This is a genomic window from Vreelandella sp. L-25 (genome assembly GCF_056857535.1).
Map to the genome: position 1 here is coordinate 66364 of NZ_JBSXNH010000066.1, position 22878 is coordinate 89241.

The following is a 22878-nucleotide window of genomic DNA, read 5'->3' on the forward strand; positions in this document are numbered from 1 at the left end:
CGGTACATGTTCACCATTGATGACCTAGCTGACCGACTCGGCGGCTACTTACCCCCGGATGAGATCCAGCAGGTCAAGCGCGCCTTCTACTACGCTGAGCAGGCCCACGATGGCCAGCGCCGCCGCTCTGGCGAGCCGTACGTCACCCATCCGCTGGCGGTCGCTAATATTCTCGCTAACATGCACATGGACCATCAGAGCCTGATGGCCGCCATGCTGCATGATGTGATTGAAGACACCGGCGTCTCTAAAAAAGCCCTGGCGGCGCAGTTTGGCAAGCCTGTGGCTGAGTTGGTAGATGGCGTCTCCAAGCTGACCCAAATCACTTTTGAAGATAAAGCCGTCGCTCAGGCGGAGAATTTTCAAAAGATGGTGTTGGCAATGTCGCGGGACATCCGCGTCATCATCGTCAAGCTGGCCGACCGGCTGCACAACATGCGCACCTTGGGCGCACTGCGGCCCGATAAAAAACGCCGCATTGCCCGTGAAACGTTAGAAATCTACGCCCGTATTGCAGGGCGACTGGGGATCAACACCATTCGTGTGGAGCTGGAAGACCTCTCGTTCCAGGCGATTCACCCCATGCGGGCCGAGCGTATCAAACGCGCGGTGGCCAGCGCGCGGGGCAATCGCCGCAGCGCCATGCGGGAAATCCAGGCCTCGCTGCAGCAGAGCCTGGACGACGAAGGCCTAAAAGGCACGGTGATTGGCCGCCAAAAACATCTGCTCTCGATTTATAAAAAGATGCGCGACCAGCGCAAGCCGTTTGCCGAGATTATGGATGTCTTCGGTTTTCGCATTATCACCGAAGACGTGGCCAGCTGTTATCGCATCCTTGGCGTCGTGCATAACCTCTATAAGCCGGTACCGGGGCGCTTTAAAGATTACATCGCGATTCCCAAGGCGAATGGTTACCAAAGTCTGCACACCACGCTGTTTGGCCAGCGCGGCATGCCCATCGAGGTGCAAATCCGCACCCGTGAAATGGAAGCCATGGCCAATAACGGAATTGCCGCGCACTGGCTCTACAAAGCCGGGCAGACGGCGCATCCGATTGCTGAAGGCAGCCATGCCCGCGCCCGTGCCTGGGTGAAAGGGCTGCTGGAGATGCAGCGCCACGCGGGGGATTCGTTGGAGTTTATCGAACACGTCAAAAACGACCTGTTCCCCGACGATGTCTACGTGTTCACCCCAAAAGGCGACATCATGGAGCTGCCCCAGGGCGCCACGGTGATCGACTTCGCCTACAGCGTACACACCGATATCGGCAATAACTGCATCGCCTGCCGCATCGATCGCCACCTCGCGCCGCTCTCCACGAGGCTGGAAAGCGGCCAGACGCTGGAGATTATCACCGCCCCCGGTGCGCGGCCGAACCTAGCGTGGCTGAATTTCGTCACCACTGCCAAGGCGCGCTCCGCCATTCGCCATGCGTTGAAGCATCAGCAGCAGGCGGAGGCGGTGATGCTGGGCCGTCGACTGCTCAACAAGGCGCTGGCATCGTTCGAAACGAGCCTGGAAGAGCTCGACGAGAGTGTCTTCGAACAGGCGTTCAAAGAGTTGGATGTGTCGTCGCTGGACGCCTTGCTCGAATCGTTGGGGTTAGGCAACCGCATGGCCCACGTAGTGGCCCGCCGTTTGGTCGATGTTGCGCATGGCGATAGCTTTGATAAGACGCTTTCCGACAATAGCGATAAGGCTGTGGTGATTAGCGGAAGCGAAGGCATGGTGCTTAACTTTGCCCGCTGCTGCCACCCGTTACCCGGCGACCCGGTGGTAGGGCATCTGTCGGTCGGTAAAGGGCTGGTGGTACACCGTAGCGAGTGTAAAAACCTCGCTGACCGTAAAAACGATCCTGAAAAGCTGTTTGCCCTGGAGTGGTCCGAGCATATTGATGAGGACTTCCCTGTGGCGCTGCGCATCGAAATTGAAAGCCGCCGTGGCCTTGTTGCTGAACTGGCAGGCCTAGTGACCGATGCCGATGCCAATATCGAACGTATCGGCATTGAGGAGCGCGATGCTCGGCTTTCCACCGTCAATCTCACGCTGTCGGTGAAAGGACGGGTACACCTCGCCCGTATTATTAAACGCATTCGCAACCTGCCCAACGTTGGCAAAATTACCCGTACTGCAAACTAAACGCTTATGCGCCTAGCGCTGGCTTTTCAAGCTGGCAGCGTAGGCCATGGTGATAATAATCAACGTTTCATTAATACAGGAGCATGACACCCCATGAGCAATAAAGCGGTTATCAACACAGAAAAAGCCCCTGCCGCCATCGGCCCGTACTCCCAGGCTGTCAAAGCGGGCAACACGGTTTACCTGTCGGGTCAGATCCCGCTTAATCCGGAAACCATGGAAATTGTCTCTGATGATTTCGAAGCCCAGGCGCGTCAGGTGTTCACCAACCTACAGGCCGTGTGTGAAGAAGCCGCAGGCTCGCTGGGCGATATCGTCAAGCTCAACCTCTACCTGGTCGACTTGGACAACTTTGCGATCGTCAACAAGGTGATGGAAGAGTTCTTTTCTACGCCGTTCCCGGCGCGTGCGGCGGTCGGCGTGAAGGCGCTGCCCAAAGGCAGCCAAGTAGAAGCCGAAGCCGTGATGGTGATCGGCGACTAAACGGCGTGACACCGACGCATACAAAAAGAGCGAGCCGATGAGGCTCGCTCTTTGCCTTTTCTAGCGTTCTAATCGACTCGCGGCTAGGGCGCTAGGCTTTTTGCAACTCTAAAAAACCGCCCTCTTTCAACACCTGGGCATAGCCCTCTTTGTAGGTCGGATAGCGGAAGGTGTAGCCGGTTTCGAGAATACGGCGGTTGTCGCAACGCTTGCTGGCACGACGGCGCAGCGGCGACTGCATGGTGTCGGTGGACTCCACCTTCAACTGTTTGGCCAACCACGCCATCACGTTGTGCAGGGTCACCGGTTCGCAGTCGCTACCGAGATAAAGGTCGGCCAGCGGTGTGCCGCTCTCCTGGCAGCGGATCAGGTGCGCCAGAATGCCGGTGCAGTCGTCCCGATGGATGCGGTTGGAGTAGATCACCGGCGTGACGGCGGCCAGTCGGCCTTCGGCCACTTGGTGAATCAAACGATCACGCCCTGGGCCATAAATCCCGGAGAAGCGCACCACGGTGCCGGGCAGCGGGTGATTGAGCAGCGCCTGTTCGGCCTCACACATCAGGGTGCCGGAGAAACTAGTGGATTCCGTGGGGCTTTCTTCGTTAACGACTTCGCCCTCTTGCTGACCATAGACGCTGGTAGAGGAGACGAAGAAGATACGCCGTGGTGGTGTGTCGTGCTGCTCCAGTACGCTGAGCACACGCTTGAGACCGTCTGGGTAGGCGCTCTGGTAAGCACTCTCTTCAAAGCGGTCTGCGCTGACGGTGTAAATCACGTAGTCGGCTTGGGGCAGTGCGCTGGCGTCGGCCCCTTCCAAGGTGCTGAGATCAAGGGCTAACGGCTCAATGCCGGTATGCTCTAATGCCTTGGCTTGGCGGCGCACGCCAATCACCCGATGCCCCTCGTCCAGCAGCTCTTGTCCAAGCGTGACGCCGATGTCTCCACAGCCGATAATCAGTATCGTTAGCTTCAACTTGCTCACCCCTCTTGATTAATATTCCCTATCAGATACAAAGTCCCTATGAGATGTGCCATCTTCAATAGGGCTTGTCTGTCCTTTTCCGTCTCGCTAACACGATGACTAGTCACGAGCTGCAACGAGAGGATGCCACTGGCACCGCTATGACTTTAACAGAACTTCGCTACATCGTAACCCTTGCCCAGGAGCGCCACTTTGGCCGCGCCGCCGAGCGCTGCCATGTTTCTCAGCCGACGCTCTCTGTGGCCGTTAAAAAGCTCGAAGATGAGCTGGAAATTCCCCTGTTTGAACGCTCTAAATCCACGGTGCAAGTCACCCCTCTGGGCGAAAAAATTGTTGCTCAGGCACAGCGTGTGCTGGAGCAGAGCGGGCTGATTTATGAGTTGGCCAGTGCTGGCAAAGACCAGTTGGCGAACCCGCTGCGCATTGGTGCGATTTACACCATCGGACCTTACCTGTTCCCGCACCTGGTGCCCGCGCTGGCCAACGCCGCGCCGCAAATGCCGCTCTATATTGAAGAGGGCATGACCGGCACGCTGCGGGCCAAGCTGCGTAGCGGCGAGTTGGACGTGATCATTGTCGCGCTGCCGTTTACCGAAACCGACGTGGTCACCAAACCGATCTACGACGAGCACTTTGAAGTGTTAATGCCCGCCAGCCACCCGTGGGTCGAGCGCGAGGCGATCCATAAAGAAGACTTATTAGAAGAGCGGCTGCTGCTATTAGGGGAAGGCCACTGCTTCCGCGATCAAATTTTGGAAGCCTGCCCGGCGATTACCCAGAAGCTCAACAGCCCCAATAACACGCTGATTGCCGAAGGCGGCTCGCTCGAGACCATTCGCCATATGGTGGCCTCTAAGCTGGGTATCACCGTGTTGCCGCAGTCGGCGCTAGGCACCGACCAGTACGAAAACGCCATGCTGGTCAGCCGCCCGTTTGTGGACCCCGCCCCTTCACGCACCGTGGCGATTGCCTGGCGGGCCAGCTTCCCACGGCCCAAGGCCATTGATGCCTTGGCCAAGGCGATTAGCCAGTGCCAGCAGCCGGTGCATAAGAAGAATGCTCCCTCATGAGTGATCTGTCTGCACCGGTCACGGCGCTGAAGGGCGTGGGGGAAGCGCTGGCGATTAAGCTCGCCCGGCTCGGCGTGGAACGCATCAGCGACCTGTTGTTCCACTTGCCGCTGCGTTACCAGGACCGTACGCGACTCACCCCGATTGGCCTGCTGCGGGCGGGCCATGAAGCGGTAGTAGAGGGCGAAGTCACCGCCAGCGATATCGTTAAGGGGCGGCGGCGCAGCCTGCTGATCCGCCTGCGCGATGGTAGCGGTATTTTAAGCCTGCGCTTTTTTCACTTCTCGCCCGCTCAACAGCAACAGATGCGCCCCGGCGTGACCGTTCGGGCGTTTGGTGAAGCGCGGGCGGGGGCGACGGGGCTGGAGATTTATCATCCCGAGTATCGGCTTAGCGGCGGTAGCGAAACGCCGGTCGAGGAGTACTACACGCCGATTTACCCCACCACCGAGGGGCTTCACCAAACCCGTCTGCGAGCGCTGACCCAGCAAGCGTTGCGCCTGCTAGAGCAAGCCCCCGAAACGCTGCCCGATGTGATTCCCGATGCGCTGCGTCAGCGCTTCCAACTGCCGGGGCTTCACGCGAGCTTGCAGCTACTGCACCAGCCGCCGCCAGACGTAGATTTAGAGCAGCTTGCCCACGGCCTTCATCCCGCCACGCGGCGGCTCGCCTTGGAAGAGCTGCTGGCCCATCAGCTTAGCCTGCGGGAAGTGCGCCTGCGTATTCAGGCTGACGGCGCGCCAGAGCTGCCCTCCGGGCGTAGCCTGCAAACGCGCTTTCTGGCGCAGCTACCGTTTGCGCTCACCGGTGCCCAGCGTCGGGTGCTGGAAGAGATCGCCCTCGACCTAGCACGCCCTGCACCCATGCTGCGGCTGGTGCAGGGGGATGTCGGCTCGGGTAAAACCGTGGTGGCCGCCATAGCGGCGCTCTCAGCGCTGGCGGGCAATTGCCAAGCGGCCATGATGGCACCTACCGAAATCCTCGCTGAGCAGCACTACCGCGCATTTAAGGCATGGTTTGAGCCGCTGGGCATCGAAGTCGCGTGGCTGGCGGGCAAGCTAAAGGGCAAGGCCCGGCTGGATGCCAAAGCCGCCATTGCCGATGGCCGAGCGCGTATGGTGGTGGGCACCCACGCGCTGTTTCAAGGTGATGTGCACTTCCAGTGCCTGGGGCTGGCGATTATCGATGAGCAGCACCGCTTTGGCGTTCACCAACGCCTCGCCCTGCGTGAGAAGGGCGAAGCGGGTGGATTAACCCCTCATCAATTGATCATGACCGCCACGCCGATTCCCCGCACCCTGGCCATGAGTGCCTACGCCGACCTGGATGTGTCGGTGATCGACGAGCTGCCGCCAGGGCGCACACCGGTAAAAACCGTAGTGGTCTCTGACGAGCGCCGCCCCGAGGTGGTCGAGCGCATCCGCAACGCCTGCAGTGACGGTCGCCAAGCGTATTGGGTGTGCACGCTGATTGAGGAATCCGAGGTGCTCCAATGTCAGGCCGCCGAGGTAACGCGTGATGAGCTGACCCAAGCGCTGCCGGAATTAGCCGTTGGGCTGATTCATGGGCGCATGAAAGCTGCGGAAAAGGCCGAGGTGATGGACGCCTTCAAGAGCGGCGAGCTGGATCTACTGGTGGCCACCACGGTGATTGAGGTGGGAGTCGACGTGCCCAACGCCAGCCTGATGATCATCGAAAACCCGGAGCGCTTAGGGCTTTCCCAGCTTCACCAGCTGCGTGGGCGGGTAGGACGCGGCAGCACCGAAAGCTTCTGCGTGCTGCTTTATCACCCGCCGCTCTCCAAAAGCTCCCGGGAACGGCTCGGCGTGATGCGGGAAACCACCGACGGCTTCCGCATTGCTGAAAAAGATTTGGAAATTCGTGGCCCCGGCGAAGTGCTCGGCACTCGCCAAACCGGCCTTGCCCAGATGAAAATTGCCGACCTAGAGCGCGATGCCGATCAGCTAGAGCGGGTAACCGCCCTGGCCAAGGCGCTGCAGGGCAATGCCGACGTGACGGCCGTGCTGGTGCGCCGCTGGCTGGGTGAAGCGGCAGGCCGCTACGGGCAGGTGTAGCGGCAGGGCATGGGTATGCGCGCGGTGCTAAACCGCTGCGTTAGGCTCGTGGAGCTTTTCGGCGCTGGGGCTTGTTAAGCGGTTGGCGGCATCGCTCAGCGGGCCAAGCTGGCTGGCAATTAGGCGCAGCTGGCTTTGGATGGGGCGATAGAGCGTGACGGCCTTCTCTTCCGCTGTGCCGCTTTGCTCCTCTAACTGACTCAGCAGCTCGTTGGCAGGCGCGGTCAGCGGCTCCACGGGTAGGCGTTTATCCAGCTGCTCGGCCAGTTGCTCTAACAGGGCACTAATCCGCTTGGCAAGCGGCACAAAAGCGGCATCGTCCTCATCTTCTGCCAGCCGATGGCGGTGGGCACCCAGCGCGGAGAGGTGGCTTAACAGCGTGTTGGAAAGTACCAAAAAGCGCAGCCCGTTATCAGCATCCTGCTTACGATAGTGCCCCGGCTCGTGGAGCATGTTGGTGAGCAGGGTCGAGAGCGCCGCATCCGCGTTGTGCGCATTGCGCCGCGCCAAGCGGTAAGCTAGGTCGTCCTGCTTGCCCTCTTCGTACTGGTGGACGATTTCGTCCAAGTAGCGGCGGTGGTTGGTCAGCACCTTGGCGGCCTCACGGTAGAGGCGGCGGCTCTGCCAATCCGGCAGAATAAAAAATACCGCCAGTCCCGCAATCAGCGAGCCGATCAACGTATCAAACAGCCGCGGCCAGATCAGGTCGAAGCCATCCCCCACCTGATTGAAACTGCACAGCACCAGCAGGGTGATCGAGGCCGTGGCGATCACGTAATGCTTTTCACGATTGGCAAAGAACGATACGCCCGCCGCCACGGCAATCATGCTCTGGATAAGTGGCTGGGGGAACAGGCTGATAGACGCCCAGCCTGCAATCAGCCCAAGCACCGTGCCCAGAATCCGCTGGGAGAGAAAGCGCCGGGTGGTGGCGAAGTTAGGTCGACATACGAACAGCGTGGTCAGCAAAATCCAGAACCCTTGCTGGGGGTCGAGCCACTGCAGCAGCCCATAGCCCGCCACTAGCGCGGTGGTTAGGCGCACCGCGTGGCGAAAGGTGGGCGAACCCAGCGTAAAGTTCAGCCGCACCCGTTTCCAGGCTTCCAGCAGGCTAGAGGGCGAGCGGTCATAAAGCGCGCTGTCCCGGCGTTCGCTGCCGGTGTCCGGGTTGTGGACGCTGGCAATCTGAGCTTCTAGCGTGGAGAGGTTGTCCGCTAACGCATTCAGCGGGCGTATCAGTGGCCGCCATTCGGGCTTTCCGCGCTCGCTCAGATTATCGATCGAGGCGCGCAGGTCGGCCAGCGCCTGCTCGCTCTGCTCGTGGCTGAAAGGGCGGTTGAGCAGCAGCGACTTGGCTAGCTGGCGGCAGGCGCGGCCCTGCTGGTCCAGCAGCCGCTGGCAGCGAAACAGTACGTCGTGATGAAAAAAGGCGTCAGTAAGTGCGCTGTAAGGGTAGTGGGTGGAGCTTGCCCGCTCGTGGATATCCTGGGCGATAAAGTAAATTTGCAGGTAGCGGTTGAGCTTACGGCTGCCGCGCTGGCCTTCCAGGCGGCGAAAGATCATCTCTTTTGCTTGGTTAAGAGCATCCACTACCTTGCCGTTCTGGCGAGCGAGCGCCACGCGGCGGGCCTCTACATCAACGCCCCGTACCGGCTCAAACAGCGCCGATTTCAAAATCAAGAACTCACCTAGGGCTTTGTAGACCCGTGCCATGCTCTGTTTCACCGGCTGGCGAGAGAACAATGCACACCACACTACGGAAATTGCGCCGTACCAGGCGGCACCGGCCAACAGTAGCAGCTGGCGGGCGGCGACGTCTTCATCCACGCCGCCATGCTGCTCGATATTGATCATGGAGTAGATCGAAAGAATCAGCGTGCCGGAGGCAATGGTCGCGTAACGCTGGCCAATCGCTCCCAACATAATCAGCGTGAAGGTGGATACCGCCAAGCCCGCTGCAAATAGCCACGGCCACGGAAACAGCCACTGCACCACGAACGACGCCGAGGCAAAGCAGAGCAGCGTGACCACCAACGCCTGCAAACGCCCTTGCCAGCTATCGTCGGTCTCTGAGAGAGCGCTGGCAATAATGCCCAGAAACAGCGGAATCACCAGCGCCACATCCCCCGCCAGCCCGCTAAACAGCAGCGCCCCGCTGAAGGCGATAAACACCCGCAGGCTGTAGGCGAACTTATCTAGGGTCCAAAGGCGGCGCAGGGAAAGGGAGAGGGGCATAGAGGCTCTTGTGAGTTTGCTGTTGTTAGACTTTAGTATAAATAGTATGCCGGCACGTGGCTATGGTGTGCCGTTAACGAAAAACCCCGCAGCGTTTGGCTGCGGGGAGCTGGTTGCCTGCGGCTGGGCGTATGGCGCTACAAATACTTCAACAATTTTTGCAGCTTGTTCATATCGGAGGAGTCGCCGACGAGGCGGACGTCTCCTGCCACCATGCCGTCCAGAAACGCCTGCTGGGTAGGCTTCTTGAGAATACGCAGCGCCGCGTCTTGATCGCGAAAGCGCAGCTCAAGATCTAGATCGACGGGCAACCCCTTGCCGGTGGTGATGCCGTTAGGCGCCATCCGGTAGTAGCGGGCGGTGCTTAAGTCTTCCGTAGCGACACCCCAGTCGAGGCCGCGCATGCGCTCGAGCTGCTCACGAAAGCGCGGCTTGCGGCGCAGGGCTCGCTTGAGCATAAAGCCCAGCAGCCACAGCGTCAGCGAAAGCTTCATTAGGAAACGGCGTCCTTGAGCGCTTTGCCTGGCTTGAATGCCACGTTTTTGCTGGCCGGAATCTGCAGCGGTGCGCCGGTTTGCGGGTTTTTACCGGTGCGGGCAGCGCGCTCGCGAACGGTAAAGGTGCCAAAACCGATCAAGGCGACGTCTTCGCCCTTGGCGACGCTGTTGGTGATTTCGTCCAGAATGACGTTGAGCACTTGGCCCGCTTTGTCTTTGGACAGGTCAGCACTTTCAGCGATGGCTGCAGCGAGTTCAGGTTTGCGCATAAAGGAATCTCCCTTGTGGAAAACAAACATCAATGTTGTTGGTAGCCTACCCAGCAGGCAGCGCTTCTTTAGCCTAGTCGTGGATGCGGCGAAAATCAGCCTAGCAGGCCTGGGGCAGCTCTGGAAAGCTCCACTTTCCTTCTCACGCAGCCGCCTGTCAACGCAAAACCAATCAAATGTCCGTCTTTATTTTCCGCTAACGCGGTGAAATCATTGCCGTCGCCCTCAATCCGCCAGCGCTCTGGGGGCTGAGTGGGTGGGTAGGCCACCACGGGTAGCAGCGGGGTTTTCACCACGACTGGCCAAGCGCCGAAGCTAACAGACGTTGGGGTGCCGCCAAGGGTAGCTGCCAGGGCTTTGACGCTTGCTTGCAGCGGCTGCACATACATGGCGTTCACCCCATCAATACACGCGGCATCGCCCAACGCATAAATATGCGGCTGGTTGGTGCGTAGCTGCCGGTCAACCTGAATGCCGCTGGGGCTAACACTCAGCCCTGCCGCTTCAGCAAGCTGCGTGCGAGGTGCCAAACCGGTCGCGAATAGGATGATATCTACCGTATGGCGCTCGCCATTGTCGAGTTGCAGCGTCAAAGCGTTGTCTGCATCTTGGGATAATGTCTCTAAGGTGCGTCCAAGCGCTAAATGAATACCAGCCTCTTGAAACGCATTGGCCAGTGTACTACCCAGCCGCTCAGGGAGTAGGCGTGGTAGAGGGGCGCTCTCTGGCGCAATCACGGTGACTTGGTGCCCACCTGCGTGCAGGTCGTTGGCGAATTCACAGCCGACTAATCCGGCGCCAATAATCGCGACGCGAGTAGGCTGGTTGAGTGCTCCGTGTAGGCGGCGGTAGTCATCCAAGTCGTTGACGGTAAAACAGCGCTCGGCCAGCTCGCTCGGTATGCGAAACGGCGTGCGAGGGGCCGCGCCGGTGGCGAGCACTAGCTCATCGTAGCCAAGCGTTGTTCCGCTGCTGAGTTGCAGCACGTGGTTATCCACATCCAGTTGCGTGACGTGGGTGTGGGTAACGATATGTGCGTTTAATTCATCGGCGAGCGCTTCAGCGTTGCGCTGGGCGAGCTTGTCAGGGCTCAAGCGCTTGGCGAAGCCTGTCGACAGCAGCGGTTTGCTGTAATCATCACCGCTGTCAGCGCTGACCAGCGTGATTGTGCGCGTATCTCCCTGACGGCGCAGCGCGCGGGCCAGGCCAACGCCTGCCATGCCGGTGCCCACAATCACCAGTGCGGCGTGGTGGTGAGGTGTTCTGGAAGATGTCGTGTGTGAGTCGGGCATACCGTCACCAAACGTCGGTGGAACAAAAGCCTGTAAAGCCACCATGTTACACTAGCCCGCTCTGAATTGACCGCCTTGGAGGCTTAGGTGACCGCCCCTGTGTTATCCACACCTGCGTTTTCGCTCTTCCCTCAGTGGCTGCCCGTGGCAGCCACTCAGCCAGCCATGAGTGCGCCTTGGTGGCAGTGGGTAGCGTCCACGGATTCCTTAACCGCGCGCCTCATAGCAGCAGGCGAGCCGGGAGCGTTTCGGGTGCGCTTGCTGCGCCAAACCATTGGCCTGCCCCAGCGCGATGAAGCCTTGGCCCTAGGCATCGCGCCACGCCGCTACGCGTGGCTGCGCGAGGTGGCGCTGTGTGTTGATGAAACGCCGTGGGTGGTAGCGCGTTCGGTGGCCCCGCTTCACCAGCTACAGGGAAAAGGGCTAGGGAAGTTGGGCGAACGCTCGTTAGGCAGTTGGCTATTTCAGCAGCCCGATTTGGTTCGTGGGCCGCTGGAAGCCACGGCGACGCCGCCACGTTTTACCCACCAGCAGCCGGGGCTATCGGCCAATAGCTTATGGGGGCGGCGCTCTGTCTTTGAACATGGTGGGCTTTCGTTACTGGTTCAGGAGTATTTTTTATCTACCATGGCGGATGCGCTGGGCCTTCCGTCGCGCTAGGCTAACGCAGCAGCTTTTTTGACGAGGTAAGCATGAGCATGGACCGTTCTCTGTTGCGCCCGACCGGGTGGGCCCGTTTGGCAGATTTCTTACAGTTAATGCGCTTGGACCGACCCATTGGCACTTGGCTGCTGATGTGGCCAACGCTGTGGGCGCTGTGGGTCGCGTCAGAGGGCGTGCCAGGCCGCGATGTACTGCTGATTTTTATTGCCGGGGTATATGTGATGCGCGCCGCAGGCTGCGTGGTGAACGACTACGCCGACCGCCACTTCGATGGCCATGTAAAGCGTACCAAGCAGCGGCCACTGGCCACCGGTCGGATCAGCGAAACCGAAGCGCAGCTGCTATTTGTGGCGCTGGTGGCCGCCGCCTTTATTTTAGTGCTGCTGACCAACTGGTTTACCGTGCTGCTCTCGCTTGGGGGTGTGCTGCTGGCATTTATTTATCCGTTTATGAAACGCTACACACACTTTCCCCAGGTGGTGCTCGGGGCGGCTTTCTCCTGGGCGATCCCAATGGCGTTTGGCGCGGTACTGGGGCATGTGCCGCTGGAAGGCTGGCTGCTATTTAGCGCTAACCTGCTGTGGACGGTGGCTTACGATACCCAATACGCCATGGTGGATCGTGACGATGATCTGAAAATCGGCATTAAATCCACCGCGGTGCTGTTTGGCAGCGCCGACCGTTTCATCATTGGCCTGCTGCAGCTTGCTACGCTGGCGTTGCTTACCTGGGTGGGGTTGCGGGTTGGGTTAGGCGGTTTTTTCTGGCTGGGCTTGGTAGGCATGGCAGCGACGTTTGCTCATCAGCAGCGGTTAATTTTTCACTGTGACCGCGACCGCTGCTTCCAGGCGTTTCTGAATAACCACTGGTCAGGGCTCTTGGTATTTGCCGGAATTGTTCTGAGCTGGTGGCCTGCAGCTGGCTAATTATGCTGGGTGTCATAGAATTGTCATTAAGTCATGGTGTCATCGTCACAGACATGTCATTGAACTGTTTTGTATAAACGAGTTTTCATAGAACACCGTGAGGCCCTGGATGACCGCCAAGACCGTACTGATTGTCGATGACGAGGCACCCATTCGCGAGATGATCGCTGTGGCGCTGGAAATGGCTGACTATCGCGTGCTTGAAGCGGACAACGCCCAGGATGCCCATGCGATGGTCGTTGACCACCAGCCCGACCTGCTGCTGCTGGACTGGATGATGCCGGGCACCAGCGGCATCGAGCTGGCCCGTCGTCTCAAGCGCGAAGAGGCCACCGCTGAGCTGCCAATTATTATGCTGACCGCCAAAGGCGAAGAGGATAATAAAATTCAGGGCCTGGAGGCGGGGGCGGATGACTACATCACCAAGCCGTTTTCCCCCCGCGAGTTGGTGGCTCGTCTTAAAGCCGTGCTGCGCCGGGCGACCCCGCGCGGTGTGGAAGACCCCATCGAAATCAATGGATTGCTGCTGGACCCTGTGAGCCATCGCGTCAGCGCCCATGGCAAAGCGCTGGAGATGGGCCCTACCGAGTACCGCTTACTGCAATTCTTTATGACTCACCAAGAGCGCGCCTATACCCGTAGCCAGCTGCTTGATCAGGTGTGGGGCGGTAATGTGTATGTAGAAGAGCGCACGGTGGATGTGCATATTCGCCGGTTGCGCAAAGCACTAGGTGAAGCACATCAGAATCTGATTCAAACAGTGCGTGGCACTGGGTATCGTTTCTCTGCTCGGGTGTAATCGTGCGTTTGTGGAGCCGTGAGCTGTGGCGAATTATCTGGCTGGCTTTCCTAGGGATGTGCCTGGGATGGCTGCTAGGTTACCCCGGTTTCGGGTTAGCTGCGGGTCTAACGCTCTGTTTGGTGTATCAACTCCGCCAGCTTAGGGCGCTGTTCAAGTGGCTAACGCTCAACCCGCACGATGAGCCTCCTGCGGCAACTGGCATGTGGGGCGAGCTATTCGATCGCCTTTACCGTTACCAAAAAAGCCAACGCATTACCCAAAGCCGGTTGCGAGCAACCCTCGCGCGTATTCAAGAATCCTCGGAAGCGATGCGTGATAGCGTCGTGATGCTGGATCGCCACGGTGATTTAGAGTGGTGGAACAGTGCCGCCACCGACATGCTAGGCCTGCAAACCGCCCATGACCGCGGTCAGCACATTACTAACCTGCTGCGCGACCCGCGTTTCATCAGCTACTTTAATGCCCGTGAGTACAGCGAGCCGCTCACGCTCACCTCGCCCATTGATGAGCGTCGCATTCTGCAGTATCAAATCACGCTCTATGGTGATGACGAGCGCTTGGTTATGGCGCGGGATATTACCCGCTTGCATCGCCTAGAGCAGATGCGCCGCGACTTCGTCGCTAACGTTTCCCATGAGCTGCGCACCCCACTCACCGTTCTTTCCGGCTATCTGGAAACCTACGGCGATCTTAAAGAGATGCTGCCACCGCGCCTGAGTAAAGGCATTGGTCAGATGGAAGAGCAGACCAAGCGTATGCAGAGCTTGGTGAATGATCTACTGCTTTTGTCACGCCTGGAGATTGACCGAGGAGGCGAAGATCATCAGCCGCTTGAGGTTGGGTCGATGCTTGAGAGCATTCGCCGGGATGCGCTGGCGCTCTCGAACCAGCAGCATAGCGTTCAGGTGGCGTTGGAGTGCGAGGCGCGCCTGGTGGGCAGCGAGCAAGAACTACGCAGCGCCATCTCAAACCTAGCATTCAACGCAGTGCGCTATACGCCGGAGGGAAGTCAAATCACGCTCCGCTGGGTGGCTCTGTCCAATGGCAGTGCCTGCATTGAAGTGGACGACGACGGTGAAGGGATCGATCCGGTGCATATTCCGCGTCTCACCGAACGCTTCTACCGCGTTGATAAGGGCCGCAGTACCGCCACTGGCGGTACTGGTCTTGGCCTTGCCATTGTTAAACACGTTCTACTGCGCCATGATGCACAGCTTCAAGTGGAGTCGTTACCCGGTGAGGGGGCGTTGTTCCGCTGTGTTTTCCCACCCTCCCGTGTCGTTAACAGCTAACACTGTGTCATACCACTCTCCGTCTTGGCTTGCATAACTTATATATAAGTGTGCCATATTGGCATGCAATCATGGTCAAACACCGCGCATGTGTCATATGTAGCCAACTAATCATCTACTTAAGCCAGTGCTAGAGGGTTAATCGGCATAGTGGTTGTTTTTATAAGTGTCTGTATATAAATAGATTTTATTTCTATTGAGAGTTTTTGGCATATAGGCTGCTACATACTTGTCAAGGAAGATTACTGCAGGAACTGGTAAGACAAGATGTCACTCTTCCTTAAATAGCGGTATTTCACAGCGATCGAGGAGGCGGAATATGATGTCCAAGGAACTACTCAAGAAAGCTGGTATTTTAGGTGTAGCGTTTGGTCTGGTAGCAAGCCCACTGACATTTGCTCAAGAGCCTGCAGATCCGGCAGACAACATTTCTCCAGATGAGCAGCCGGTCGAAGCTCAGTCTAATGACTCAGCTATGCCGTCTGATCATGACAAGACAGATTTAACCCATGACGAGGGTGATAACGCCAGCGACATGGAACCAAACTCCATGAGTGATGACTCGGATGCTACCTATGACAGCACCGAAGAACTCCCAGAAGAAAATAGTGGTATGTAACGAGTAATATTTCTTTGCAAAGCTGTAAAAAACTCTTACGCTTAAGGAGTGAGCAACTAGAGAGGCAAGGATGTCTCATCGCAAGGATTCTCAATGATTCAAGGAGTGAATCAAAAGCGATCAATACACTGGTCAGGGTAAATTCCAAGGTTGGATCCCCGCAAAAGGATTGGAAGCCAGATGTAAGTATCGTGTAAAAGTAAGAGTTCTCAAGACCCCGCCCTGCGGGGTCTAATTTTTTATGCCTAACACATAAACCCCAGCGAATGGCATGGCTGCCCTCTTGGCGGGGATAATGAAGCGGTTGGGCAGCAAGGCAAGTGAGTCAATTTGCGTCACTTATCCGACGCATGTGCCATTATTATACAGTATATTTGTATGGGTAATGATTTTGCAGCTTTATATTGCGCGCAATTGAAAGTGAATAAGTTTATGTTTTTTAACAGATATTTAATTTATGTGGTATTTTTGGCATTCTGGATGCCTTGACAAGATGTAAAGTTAGCCATTAGTCGTAGTCGCTTAATTGGTTTCCACCCTACGTCGACTGGCTCAATGTTAAAGGAGTAGTAATTTATGTTTTTCAAAGACAAAGAGTTAGCTAAAAAAGCTGCAGTGTTAGGTGTTGCTTTTGGTTTGGTAGCAAGTCCGATGGCATTTGCCCAAACATCCATTGAACTCAACAAAGACCGCTCTGCAGGACACGATGTGATGCAGCCTAACTCGCACAATACGTCAGGCCCGGCTCAGTACTCTGCTAGTGACTTGACCCGTAATGAAGGCGATACGCTGGACTACTCCACTTCAAGCAGCGTCAGCGATTCCAACAACGTGGCTACCAGTAAAGCTGGCTATGATGCTAGCGAGCTGAACCGTGATGAAGGTGATGATCTTCGTTGGTAAGCGTTGATATTAATTCCACAAAAAACCCCGCTCCGACGGGGTTTTTTGCGTATGGCTGCGTGTTCTAACGACGTGCGACAACATCTTGGGTGTCACGGTAGTGACCATCCCACATCAGCACCGCCCCCGCTACGGCGCCAGGAATTAAAAACAGATTGGCAAGCGGGATCCAGGTGACCAGCATGATCAGCCCGCCGTAGGTGAGGCTAGGCCACCAGCGGCGCGAAAGACGGCTGCGCATATCGCGAAACGTGACCTTGTTGTTATCCATCGGGTAATCAAGGTAAGTGATGGCCATCACCCAGGCGGAAAACAGTGCCCACAAGATCGGTGCCAACAGATTGAGGCCCGGTATCCAGCTGAGAATAAACAGCGCCGCCATGCGCGGCAGAATATAGCCCAGCTTGACCAGTTCGCGACCCAGTGCATCGATGGCCGTTTTAGCTAGCCCGCGATCATCCAACGGTTCCCGTCCTGTAGCCTGACGCTCGACTTTAGCGGCTAAAAAGCCGTAAAACGGCGCGGCAATCAGATGTGTCACCAGGGTGAAGGTAAAAAAGATCACCACCAAGAGGCTAACGAAGAAGAGCGGCCAGATAAGCCAAGAGAGCCACTCCAACCAGCTGGGGACCATGGTCATGGCACTGTCGAGCCAGCTATCAAAGCGGTTGAGCACCAAGCTTAGCATGCTGGCATACACGATGAGGTTGACCAGGATCGGCAGGAAAATGTAGCGCCGCAGCCCTTTTTGGTACACCAAACGTGTGCCTTGGCTCAGCGCCGTTATTGCATCCACCATGCTTGCTCCTTAAATAAAAACGCCCAGATGTGTCATCTGGGCGTATTGCAGGAGGAATTACCTGCTAGGTCAAGACTTTTTAAGCACCTTCTGCTCTAAGGTGTCGGGGTCGCTGTGGCGAATATCCAGGCCCTTCACCAGGTAGACCACGTACTCTGCCAGGTTATTGGCGTGGTCGCCCACACGCTCTAGTGCCCGCAGTACCCACATGATGCTGAGGACGGAGCTAATAGAGCGGGAGTCTTCCATCATAAAGGTCATTAGAGAGCGCATGGCGCTGCCGTATTCGTCATCCACCGACTCATCTTCACGCACAACCTGCATGGCAAGTTCGGTATCGAAGCGGGCAAAAGCCGTCAGTGCATCGCGCAGCATTTTACGCACGTGTTCACTGATGTGACGCACTTCGACCAGGCCACGAATGCCGCCGCTGTTTTCACTCAGCAGTAGGGCGTTGCGGGCAATTTTGCTCGCCTCATCGCCAATCCGCTCAAGGTCTGAGGTGGCACGAATAACGGCCAGCACCAGACGAAGGTCCGAGGCAGCCGGCTGGCGACGGGCCAGGACGCGAGTACACTCATCATCAATCTGCAGTTGCAGGTCGTTCACTTGGCGGTCGTTGTCACGCACTTTTTCGGCCAGACGGCTGTCGCCTTCCAACAGGGCGTGAACGGCGTCTTGTACCTGTTTTTCCACCAGACCGCCCATGGCCATCAGGTGGGTTTTCAGCTCTTCCAGCTCCTGGTTGAACTGGCGAGAGATATGCTGGCTGTGGCTATCGCTCGTAATATCCATTGAGCACTCCTGACGTAACGTCGGTTGGGCCTAGGTCATGCGGCCGGTAATGTAGTTTTCAGTGCGTTGTAAACGCGGGTTGGTGAACACTTGATCCGTTGGCCCGTATTCAACGAGTTCACCTTGCTGCAAAAAAGCCGTGTAGTCGGATACCCGTGCGGCTTGCTGCATATTGTGGGTAACCAGTACCAGCGTGAGCTGGGATTTCAGGTTACGAATTAGCTCTTCAATTTTAAGCGTAGAAATAGGGTCGAGCGCCGAGGCCGGCTCATCCAATAGCAATACATCGGGCTGTACGGCCAGCGTGCGGGCAATCACTAAGCGCTGCTGCTGCCCACCGGATAACTGCCACGCGGAACGGTGCAGGCGATCTTTCACCTCATCCCACAGGGCGGCTGAGGTGAGCGCCCACTCGATAATATCGTCGCGTTTGCGCTTAGGCAGGCGCCTCTGCAGGCGCAGCCCAAACGCCACGTTTTCATAGATCGACATCGGAAACGGGTTGGGCGTTTGAAACACCATGCCCACACGGCGTCGCAGCTCGGTAACGTTCATCTGCGGGGCGTGGATGTCCTGATCTTCTAACTGGATTTGCCCATGGTGCGTCACCGACTCATTCAGGTCATGCAGCCGATTAATCGCACGCAGCAAAGTAGATTTGCCACAGCCCGACGGGCCGATGAAAGCGGTGACTCGATGGCGAGGCACGTCAAGCGTTAGGTCGCGCAACGCCGTTTTCCCCGCATAAGCGAGGTGAAACTGGTTGATGCTCAAACAGCAGGTCTCGGCTGAAAATCGAGTTACCGGTGCTTGAGTTGGGTTGGCGGACGATAACGCTAGCATTCGTTCCCTCGTTGACGCCTTAAATAATGACGCAGAAATATGGCAGTTAGATTAAGCACCAGCACAATCAGCACTAACAGCAGAGCGGTGGCAAACACCAGTGGGATAGCGGCTTGGACATCTTCACCGTGAAAAGCGGTATCAAATAAATGATAGCCGAGGTGCATAAACTTGCGCTCTAGATGCAGATAGGGAAATTCGCCATCGACGGGCATTTGCGGGGCCAGTTTTGCCACGCCCACCAGCATCAGCGGGGCGACTTCCCCTGCGGCTCGAGCTACCGCCAAAATCACACCGGTGAGCATCGCGGGGGTGGCCATGGGCAGTACCACGCGGGTCAGCATCTCCAAACGGGTGGCACCCAGCGCCACTGCACCTTCCCGCTGGGCGTCGGGAATACGCGCTAGCCCCTCTTCGGTGGCTACGATGACGACCGGCAGCGTTAGCAGCGCCAGAGTCAACGATGCCCAGAGCAGGCCGCCGGTTCCAAAGGTGGGCGAGGGCAGCGCATCCTCAAAAAACCAGCTGTCGATGGAGCCACCGATGCCGTAAACAAACACTCCTAAGCCAAATACCCCGTATACAATTGAGGGTACCCCTGCGAGATTGCGCACGCCGATGCGCACTAAGCGGGTTAGGCGGTTCTGGTGCGCGATTTCATTCAGATAAATGGCGGCCAGCACGCCAAACGGTGTCACGATGACCGACATCAGGATCACCATCAGCACCGTCCCGAAAATAGCGGGCCAAACGCCGCCACCGGTATTGGCTGCACGCGGGCCTTCGCTGAGGAATTGCCAAATGCGCTCACTCCAGACGACGACTTTCTGCCCCCAGGACATGGCGTTGGGCGCTTGAAAAAGCGTGACGCCCGACAGCGGCTGGGTAATGGTGTGCCCATTGGCGGCGGTCAGTTGGAGTTGTGCGTTAGGGCGCTGGCTGTCGGGCAGTGTCAGGGCTCGAGCGACAAACGCCCAGGCGGCGTCATCCTCAAAATGCTGACCTTCGCTCTCTACGGCCTCCAGGCGGCCAATAAAGTCGCCCCAGGGGGAGCGCTCTAACCGGATGAGGTCGTCGGGCACGGCGACGGTGTCGATATCGTCCAGGGCCACCCAGCGCCAGCTTGCGCCGTCGATATCTCGGTTGCCGGTAAAGTAGAGCCGCTCTATGCCCGCTGTGTTAGGCAGAGGGGTTTCTCGCACCGGCTGGCCGATGACCGTTTCGCCTGAGTGAAGGGTGGCCTCTTCCAGCGCGGCGGGCCAAAAGTGGCCAAGTCCGCGCGTGGCGAGCAGGGTGAGCAGCGTGGCGAGCATCAGCAGCGACAAGGCAACGCTAGCGGCGCACAACCAGGGCCACAGCAGACTACCCATAGCGCTGATACGAGATGGGCGAAATGACCAGCGCATTAGAGTTTACCTCCTAAACGCTGATAGCGCCGCCGCAGACGTTGACGCACCACTTCCGCTAACGTATTGACTAAAAAGGTGAAGATAAACAAGGATAGCGCGGCAAAAATTAGTAGATGGTACGTAAGGCCTCCGGGAGAAGCTTCCGGCAGCTCAATCGCAATAGACGCAGAAAGCGAGCGTAGCCCTTCAAAGGGGCTGGCGCTAAAGAGAGCGGTGTTGCCGCTGGCCATTAACACAATCATGGTTTCGCCCACGGCGCGCCCGGCACCAATCATGACCGCTGAAAAGACCCCTGGCCCTGCTGTGGGGAGCGCCACCTTCCACAGCGCCTGCCAGCGGCTGGCCCCCAGTGCTTGGGCACCCTCCATTAAACTTGCGGGCACATCGGCAAGGGCGTCTTCTGCCAGCGAGTAGATGCTGGGAATCACCGCAAACCCCATGGCAATCCCCACAATTAGCGCGTTGCGAGTGGCGTAGTCCAGCCCGTACTGTTGGTCGAGCAGGCGGCGAAGATCGCCGCCGAACCACGCTTGCTCCATCAGCGGAGATAGCCATAAGGCCAGCGTGACCATGATGGCCAGCCACGGCATCAGCCAGACGCCTGCCCAAGAGAGCGGCAGCCACTGGCGCAGGCGGGCGTTGGCGAGATACCAGAGCCCGCCTGCCAATGCGGCGCTAAGCGGTAGCCAAACGATCACTAGCAAAGTGCTGGCTAAGTGACGCTCTACCCACGGCGCTAGCAGTAGCCCGGCAATAAAGCCCACCACCACGCCGGGGATGGCTTCCATCAGCTCAAGAATAGGTTTTACCCGGCTGCGCAGTCGTGTCGACATAAACAGCGCCGAATACATGGCCGCACCCAGCGCAATAGGCGTGGCAAACAGCATCGCGGCGAGGGCTGCTTTAAGAGTACCCCAGGCAAGCGGTGATAAGGTGCTGAGCGAAAACGCGTCACCAAACGCCAGCAGCGGCAGTGTTTCCCAAATAAGGAACACGCCAATGGCGAGGATAGCCAACAGAACACCAATACCACCGGCGGTGATTAGCCCGGTCGCAATACGGTCGTGGATAAGGCGCAGCGGCTGACGCAAAAAAGGAAGCCGTGGAGGAGTCATGTCGACATCATAAAGAAACGAGTGCCGTAGCAAAAAGTACGTACATAGCCGAAGCTTTATACCCTACGTCATGTTTATGACAGTTAAGTGACAGTTTAGTCGCCAAGCAGTAGAGGTGAGCGCTGGGTCTGAGGCAGAGGCACAAAGCCAGCGGCTTGTACAATTTGTTGCCCTTCATCCGAGAAAATCAGTTCAAGAAACGCCTGCTCGGCGGGCGGCAGTCTCTCACCGGGCGGCAGGTTAACGTAAAGGTAGAGATCCCGCGAGAGCGGGTAGGTATCGTCCTGAATTGTCGCCACGCTGGGGGTAATGGCAGTGCCTTTATCGTTGATCAGCGGTAGCGCGCGTACCATGGGATTTAAGTGGTTATAGCCCGCATAGCCCATGGCGTTGGGAGATTCGCCTACGGCGGCAATCACCGCTGAAGAGCCGGGGTGTTCGCTAATATCGCGGCGAAACTGGCCGTTACATAGCGCCTGTTCCTGAAATAGCCTATGGGTGCCCGAGGCTAAATTTCGGCCGTGCAGGGCAATTTTTCCATAGGGCCACTGATCTGCGGGCAGCAGGTCTTCCCAGCGGCGAATGGGTTGGGGTCCTCCGCAGTCCAGCGATGTGGAAAAGATGGCATCGGCCTGCTTGCGGGTTAGCGATGCCAGTGGGTTATGACGGTGAACCACCAGCAACAGGGCATCCCGAGCGACGCTCAGCTCGTGAGGGGGGTAGCCGTAACGTTCGATAAACTGCTGGCGCTCGCGCTCGGTTATCGGGCGCGACATCGGCCCAAAGCGCGTTGTGCCCGCTACCAAGGCGGTCGGTGCGCTGGCGGAACCGCCTGCTTGAAACTGCAGCGTAATATCAGGGTAGCGGTGATGTAACGCTTCCCCCCAGCGTAGCATTAGCCCCGCCATGGTGTCGGAGCCAACCGCCCCTAAAGTGCCCCCAACAGGGCTTGGTTGCCCCCAAGCGCAGGCGCAAAAAAATAGCAGCCCGCCTGCCAACCAGAGGCGGTAGTGTTGGTTAAACCTCAAGCGATAGCGCTTCAAACCATTGCCCTTCAAACGTCACCCCTCTTATGATTAACTATCTATCGCCAGCCTGTTGCGATGCAGCAACACGACACTCATCCGTATCACCGAGTAACATCACAACAATAACCTTACAAAGCGACCACCTTATGACACCGCTGGACACCGACTTGGACGATGTACCCGCCCCAAAAGGGCAGCTCACCTTAAAGTTACTGGCTTCTCGACAAGATACCAATCTCTATGGCGATATTCCTGGCGGCTGGCTGGTGAATCAGATGGATCAAGCGGCGGAGTTGGCCGCCGGGCGCGAAGCCGGCGGGCGCACTGCCACGGTGGCCATTGAGGCGATGGACTTTCTCAGCCCTGTGCGGGTGGGCTCTATGGTGAGCGTGTATACTCAAGTGCAAGACATTGGCCACAGCTCCATCAAAATTGATGTAGAGGTATGGGTGCGCCCGCCCCACGGCCGCCATATTGAAGAGCGCCAGAAAGTCACCGAAGCACGCTTTGTGATGGTGGCGCTGGACGACAATGGGCGTATTCGCGCCGTACACGGCTAAGCTTTCTGTCACTTGTTCTATCTACAAAGCAGCAAAAAGGGCGCCGAGGCGCCCTTTTGTCATTAGCCGAGTGTCATTAGCC

At 57.7% G+C, this 22878-nt stretch carries 22 protein-coding genes; 11 read left to right on the forward strand and 11 right to left on the reverse strand.

The window, feature by feature from the left end; genetic code table 11:
- Nucleotides 1-6: 6 nt before the first annotated feature.
- Nucleotides 7-2139 (forward strand): RelA/SpoT family protein, encoded by a 2133-nt coding sequence (locus tag AC13CN_RS09795; protein WP_044629296.1) that lies wholly within the window; start codon nucleotides 7-9, stop codon nucleotides 2137-2139.
- 93 nt (nucleotides 2140-2232) lie between these two features.
- Complete coding sequence (locus AC13CN_RS09800) at nucleotides 2233-2622, forward strand: RidA family protein (RefSeq protein ID WP_044629297.1); 390 nt, start codon at nucleotides 2233-2235, stop codon at nucleotides 2620-2622.
- A 91-nt stretch (nucleotides 2623-2713) separates the two neighbouring features.
- Here the strand turns inward: AC13CN_RS09800 and AC13CN_RS09805 are convergent, their stop codons facing one another.
- Nucleotides 2714-3595: an SDR family oxidoreductase gene (locus AC13CN_RS09805; protein WP_058577373.1), complete on the reverse strand. Its 882-nt coding sequence runs from the start codon at nucleotides 3593-3595 to the stop codon at nucleotides 2714-2716.
- Nucleotides 3596-3744: 149 nt separating this feature from the next.
- Between AC13CN_RS09805 and AC13CN_RS09810 the strand changes: the two genes are divergently transcribed.
- Together AC13CN_RS09810 and recG are read left to right on the forward strand one after the other, a co-directional pair.
- A complete protein-coding gene (locus AC13CN_RS09810) occupies nucleotides 3745-4674 on the forward strand; it encodes a hydrogen peroxide-inducible genes activator (protein WP_054640733.1) in 930 nt (309 codons plus the stop codon).
- Nucleotides 4671-6749, forward strand: a complete 2079-nt coding sequence (gene recG, locus AC13CN_RS09815) for an ATP-dependent DNA helicase RecG (RefSeq protein ID WP_253556791.1) — start codon at nucleotides 4671-4673, stop codon at nucleotides 6747-6749. The genes AC13CN_RS09810 and recG overlap by 4 nt, the downstream gene beginning before the upstream one ends.
- 27 nt (nucleotides 6750-6776) lie before the next feature.
- Here recG and yccS read toward each other — a convergent pair whose 3' ends face one another.
- The 4 genes from yccS to AC13CN_RS09835 form a co-directional block, all read right to left on the reverse strand.
- Complete coding sequence (gene yccS, locus AC13CN_RS09820; protein WP_137093823.1) at nucleotides 6777-8984, reverse strand: YccS family putative transporter; 2208 nt, start codon at nucleotides 8982-8984, stop codon at nucleotides 6777-6779.
- Between the two features lie 137 nt (nucleotides 8985-9121).
- A complete protein-coding gene (locus tag AC13CN_RS09825; RefSeq protein ID WP_044629301.1) occupies nucleotides 9122-9478 on the reverse strand; it encodes a hypothetical protein in 357 nt (118 codons plus the stop codon).
- Nucleotides 9478-9750, reverse strand: coding sequence for an HU family DNA-binding protein (locus AC13CN_RS09830; protein WP_018918476.1), 273 nt, complete (start codon nucleotides 9748-9750; stop codon nucleotides 9478-9480). The genes AC13CN_RS09825 and AC13CN_RS09830 overlap by 1 nt, the downstream gene beginning before the upstream one ends.
- A gap of 95 nt (nucleotides 9751-9845) precedes the next feature.
- Nucleotides 9846-11042: an NAD(P)/FAD-dependent oxidoreductase gene (locus AC13CN_RS09835; RefSeq protein ID WP_054640783.1), complete on the reverse strand. Its 1197-nt coding sequence runs from the start codon at nucleotides 11040-11042 to the stop codon at nucleotides 9846-9848.
- Between the two features lie 87 nt (nucleotides 11043-11129).
- Between AC13CN_RS09835 and AC13CN_RS09840 the strand changes: the two genes are divergently transcribed.
- From AC13CN_RS09840 to AC13CN_RS09865, 6 genes are all read left to right on the forward strand, one after another.
- Entirely contained in the window at nucleotides 11130-11702 is a 573-nt protein-coding gene (locus AC13CN_RS09840; RefSeq protein WP_054640734.1) for a chorismate--pyruvate lyase family protein, read from the forward strand.
- Nucleotides 11703-11740: 38 nt separating this feature from the next.
- On the forward strand, nucleotides 11741-12631 hold the full coding sequence (gene ubiA / locus AC13CN_RS09845) for a 4-hydroxybenzoate octaprenyltransferase (RefSeq protein ID WP_062374510.1): 891 nt from the start codon (nucleotides 11741-11743) through the stop codon (nucleotides 12629-12631).
- Between the two features lie 109 nt (nucleotides 12632-12740).
- The gene (gene phoB, locus AC13CN_RS09850) at nucleotides 12741-13430 is read left to right on the forward strand and encodes a phosphate regulon transcriptional regulator PhoB (RefSeq protein WP_054640735.1); all 690 of its coding nucleotides are present in this window, start codon (nucleotides 12741-12743) and stop codon (nucleotides 13428-13430) included.
- Nucleotides 13431-13432: 2 nt separating this feature from the next.
- Entirely contained in the window at nucleotides 13433-14725 is a 1293-nt protein-coding gene (gene phoR, locus AC13CN_RS09855) for a phosphate regulon sensor histidine kinase PhoR (protein WP_054640736.1), read from the forward strand.
- A gap of 319 nt (nucleotides 14726-15044) precedes the next feature.
- Nucleotides 15045-15344 (forward strand): hypothetical protein, encoded by a 300-nt coding sequence (locus AC13CN_RS09860; RefSeq protein ID WP_044629305.1) that lies wholly within the window; start codon nucleotides 15045-15047, stop codon nucleotides 15342-15344.
- 576 nt (nucleotides 15345-15920) lie between these two features.
- Complete coding sequence (locus tag AC13CN_RS09865) at nucleotides 15921-16247, forward strand: hypothetical protein (protein ID WP_054640737.1); 327 nt, start codon at nucleotides 15921-15923, stop codon at nucleotides 16245-16247.
- Between the two features lie 64 nt (nucleotides 16248-16311).
- Here the strand turns inward: AC13CN_RS09865 and cysZ are convergent, their stop codons facing one another.
- The 6 genes from cysZ to AC13CN_RS09895 form a co-directional block, all read right to left on the reverse strand.
- Complete coding sequence (gene cysZ / locus AC13CN_RS09870) at nucleotides 16312-17046, reverse strand: sulfate transporter CysZ (protein WP_054640738.1); 735 nt, start codon at nucleotides 17044-17046, stop codon at nucleotides 16312-16314.
- Nucleotides 17047-17115: 69 nt separating this feature from the next.
- A complete protein-coding gene (phoU, locus tag AC13CN_RS09875) occupies nucleotides 17116-17841 on the reverse strand; it encodes a phosphate signaling complex protein PhoU (protein ID WP_044629308.1) in 726 nt (241 codons plus the stop codon).
- A 30-nt stretch (nucleotides 17842-17871) separates the two neighbouring features.
- A complete protein-coding gene (gene pstB / locus AC13CN_RS09880) occupies nucleotides 17872-18684 on the reverse strand; it encodes a phosphate ABC transporter ATP-binding protein PstB (protein ID WP_172515111.1) in 813 nt (270 codons plus the stop codon).
- Nucleotides 18678-20090 (reverse strand): phosphate ABC transporter permease PstA, encoded by a 1413-nt coding sequence (gene pstA, locus AC13CN_RS09885; protein WP_062374500.1) that lies wholly within the window; start codon nucleotides 20088-20090, stop codon nucleotides 18678-18680. The genes pstB and pstA overlap by 7 nt, the downstream gene beginning before the upstream one ends.
- On the reverse strand, nucleotides 20090-21208 hold the full coding sequence (locus AC13CN_RS09890; RefSeq protein WP_044629311.1) for an ABC transporter permease subunit: 1119 nt from the start codon (nucleotides 21206-21208) through the stop codon (nucleotides 20090-20092). The genes pstA and AC13CN_RS09890 overlap by 1 nt, the downstream gene beginning before the upstream one ends.
- Nucleotides 21209-21303: 95 nt before the next feature.
- Nucleotides 21304-22251 (reverse strand): PstS family phosphate ABC transporter substrate-binding protein, encoded by a 948-nt coding sequence (locus tag AC13CN_RS09895; RefSeq protein ID WP_289113214.1) that lies wholly within the window; start codon nucleotides 22249-22251, stop codon nucleotides 21304-21306.
- A gap of 131 nt (nucleotides 22252-22382) precedes the next feature.
- On the opposite strand from AC13CN_RS09895, the gene AC13CN_RS09900 reads away from it, so the two are divergent.
- The gene (locus AC13CN_RS09900) at nucleotides 22383-22796 is read left to right on the forward strand and encodes an acyl-CoA thioesterase (RefSeq protein ID WP_058577681.1); all 414 of its coding nucleotides are present in this window, start codon (nucleotides 22383-22385) and stop codon (nucleotides 22794-22796) included.
- Nucleotides 22797-22878 lie beyond the last annotated feature (82 nt).

Coding starts and splice junctions, on each gene's coding strand:
- cysZ (WP_054640738.1), bottom strand. CDS start 17,046: ATGGTGGATGCAATAACGGCGCTGAGCCAAGGCACACGTTTGGTGTAC.
- AC13CN_RS09890 (WP_044629311.1), bottom strand. CDS start 21,208: ATGACTCCTCCACGGCTTCCTTTTTTGCGTCAGCCGCTGCGCCTTATC.
- pstB (WP_172515111.1), bottom strand. CDS start 18,684: ATGCTAGCGTTATCGTCCGCCAACCCAACTCAAGCACCGGTAACTCGA.
- recG (WP_253556791.1), top strand. CDS start 4,671: ATGAGTGATCTGTCTGCACCGGTCACGGCGCTGAAGGGCGTGGGGGAA.
- AC13CN_RS09830 (WP_018918476.1), bottom strand. CDS start 9,750: ATGCGCAAACCTGAACTCGCTGCAGCCATCGCTGAAAGTGCTGACCTG.
- AC13CN_RS09825 (WP_044629301.1), bottom strand. CDS start 9,478: ATGAAGCTTTCGCTGACGCTGTGGCTGCTGGGCTTTATGCTCAAGCGA.
- AC13CN_RS09795 (WP_044629296.1), top strand. CDS start 7: ATGTTCACCATTGATGACCTAGCTGACCGACTCGGCGGCTACTTACCC.
- AC13CN_RS09900 (WP_058577681.1), top strand. CDS start 22,383: ATGACACCGCTGGACACCGACTTGGACGATGTACCCGCCCCAAAAGGG.
- phoB (WP_054640735.1), top strand. CDS start 12,741: ATGACCGCCAAGACCGTACTGATTGTCGATGACGAGGCACCCATTCGC.
- ubiA (WP_062374510.1), top strand. CDS start 11,741: ATGGACCGTTCTCTGTTGCGCCCGACCGGGTGGGCCCGTTTGGCAGAT.
- AC13CN_RS09800 (WP_044629297.1), top strand. CDS start 2,233: ATGAGCAATAAAGCGGTTATCAACACAGAAAAAGCCCCTGCCGCCATC.
- AC13CN_RS09865 (WP_054640737.1), top strand. CDS start 15,921: ATGTTTTTCAAAGACAAAGAGTTAGCTAAAAAAGCTGCAGTGTTAGGT.
- phoU (WP_044629308.1), bottom strand. CDS start 17,841: ATGGATATTACGAGCGATAGCCACAGCCAGCATATCTCTCGCCAGTTC.
- yccS (WP_137093823.1), bottom strand. CDS start 8,984: ATGCCCCTCTCCCTTTCCCTGCGCCGCCTTTGGACCCTAGATAAGTTC.
- AC13CN_RS09860 (WP_044629305.1), top strand. CDS start 15,045: ATGATGTCCAAGGAACTACTCAAGAAAGCTGGTATTTTAGGTGTAGCG.
- pstA (WP_062374500.1), bottom strand. CDS start 20,090: ATGCGCTGGTCATTTCGCCCATCTCGTATCAGCGCTATGGGTAGTCTG.
- AC13CN_RS09835 (WP_054640783.1), bottom strand. CDS start 11,042: ATGCCCGACTCACACACGACATCTTCCAGAACACCTCACCACCACGCC.
- AC13CN_RS09810 (WP_054640733.1), top strand. CDS start 3,745: ATGACTTTAACAGAACTTCGCTACATCGTAACCCTTGCCCAGGAGCGC.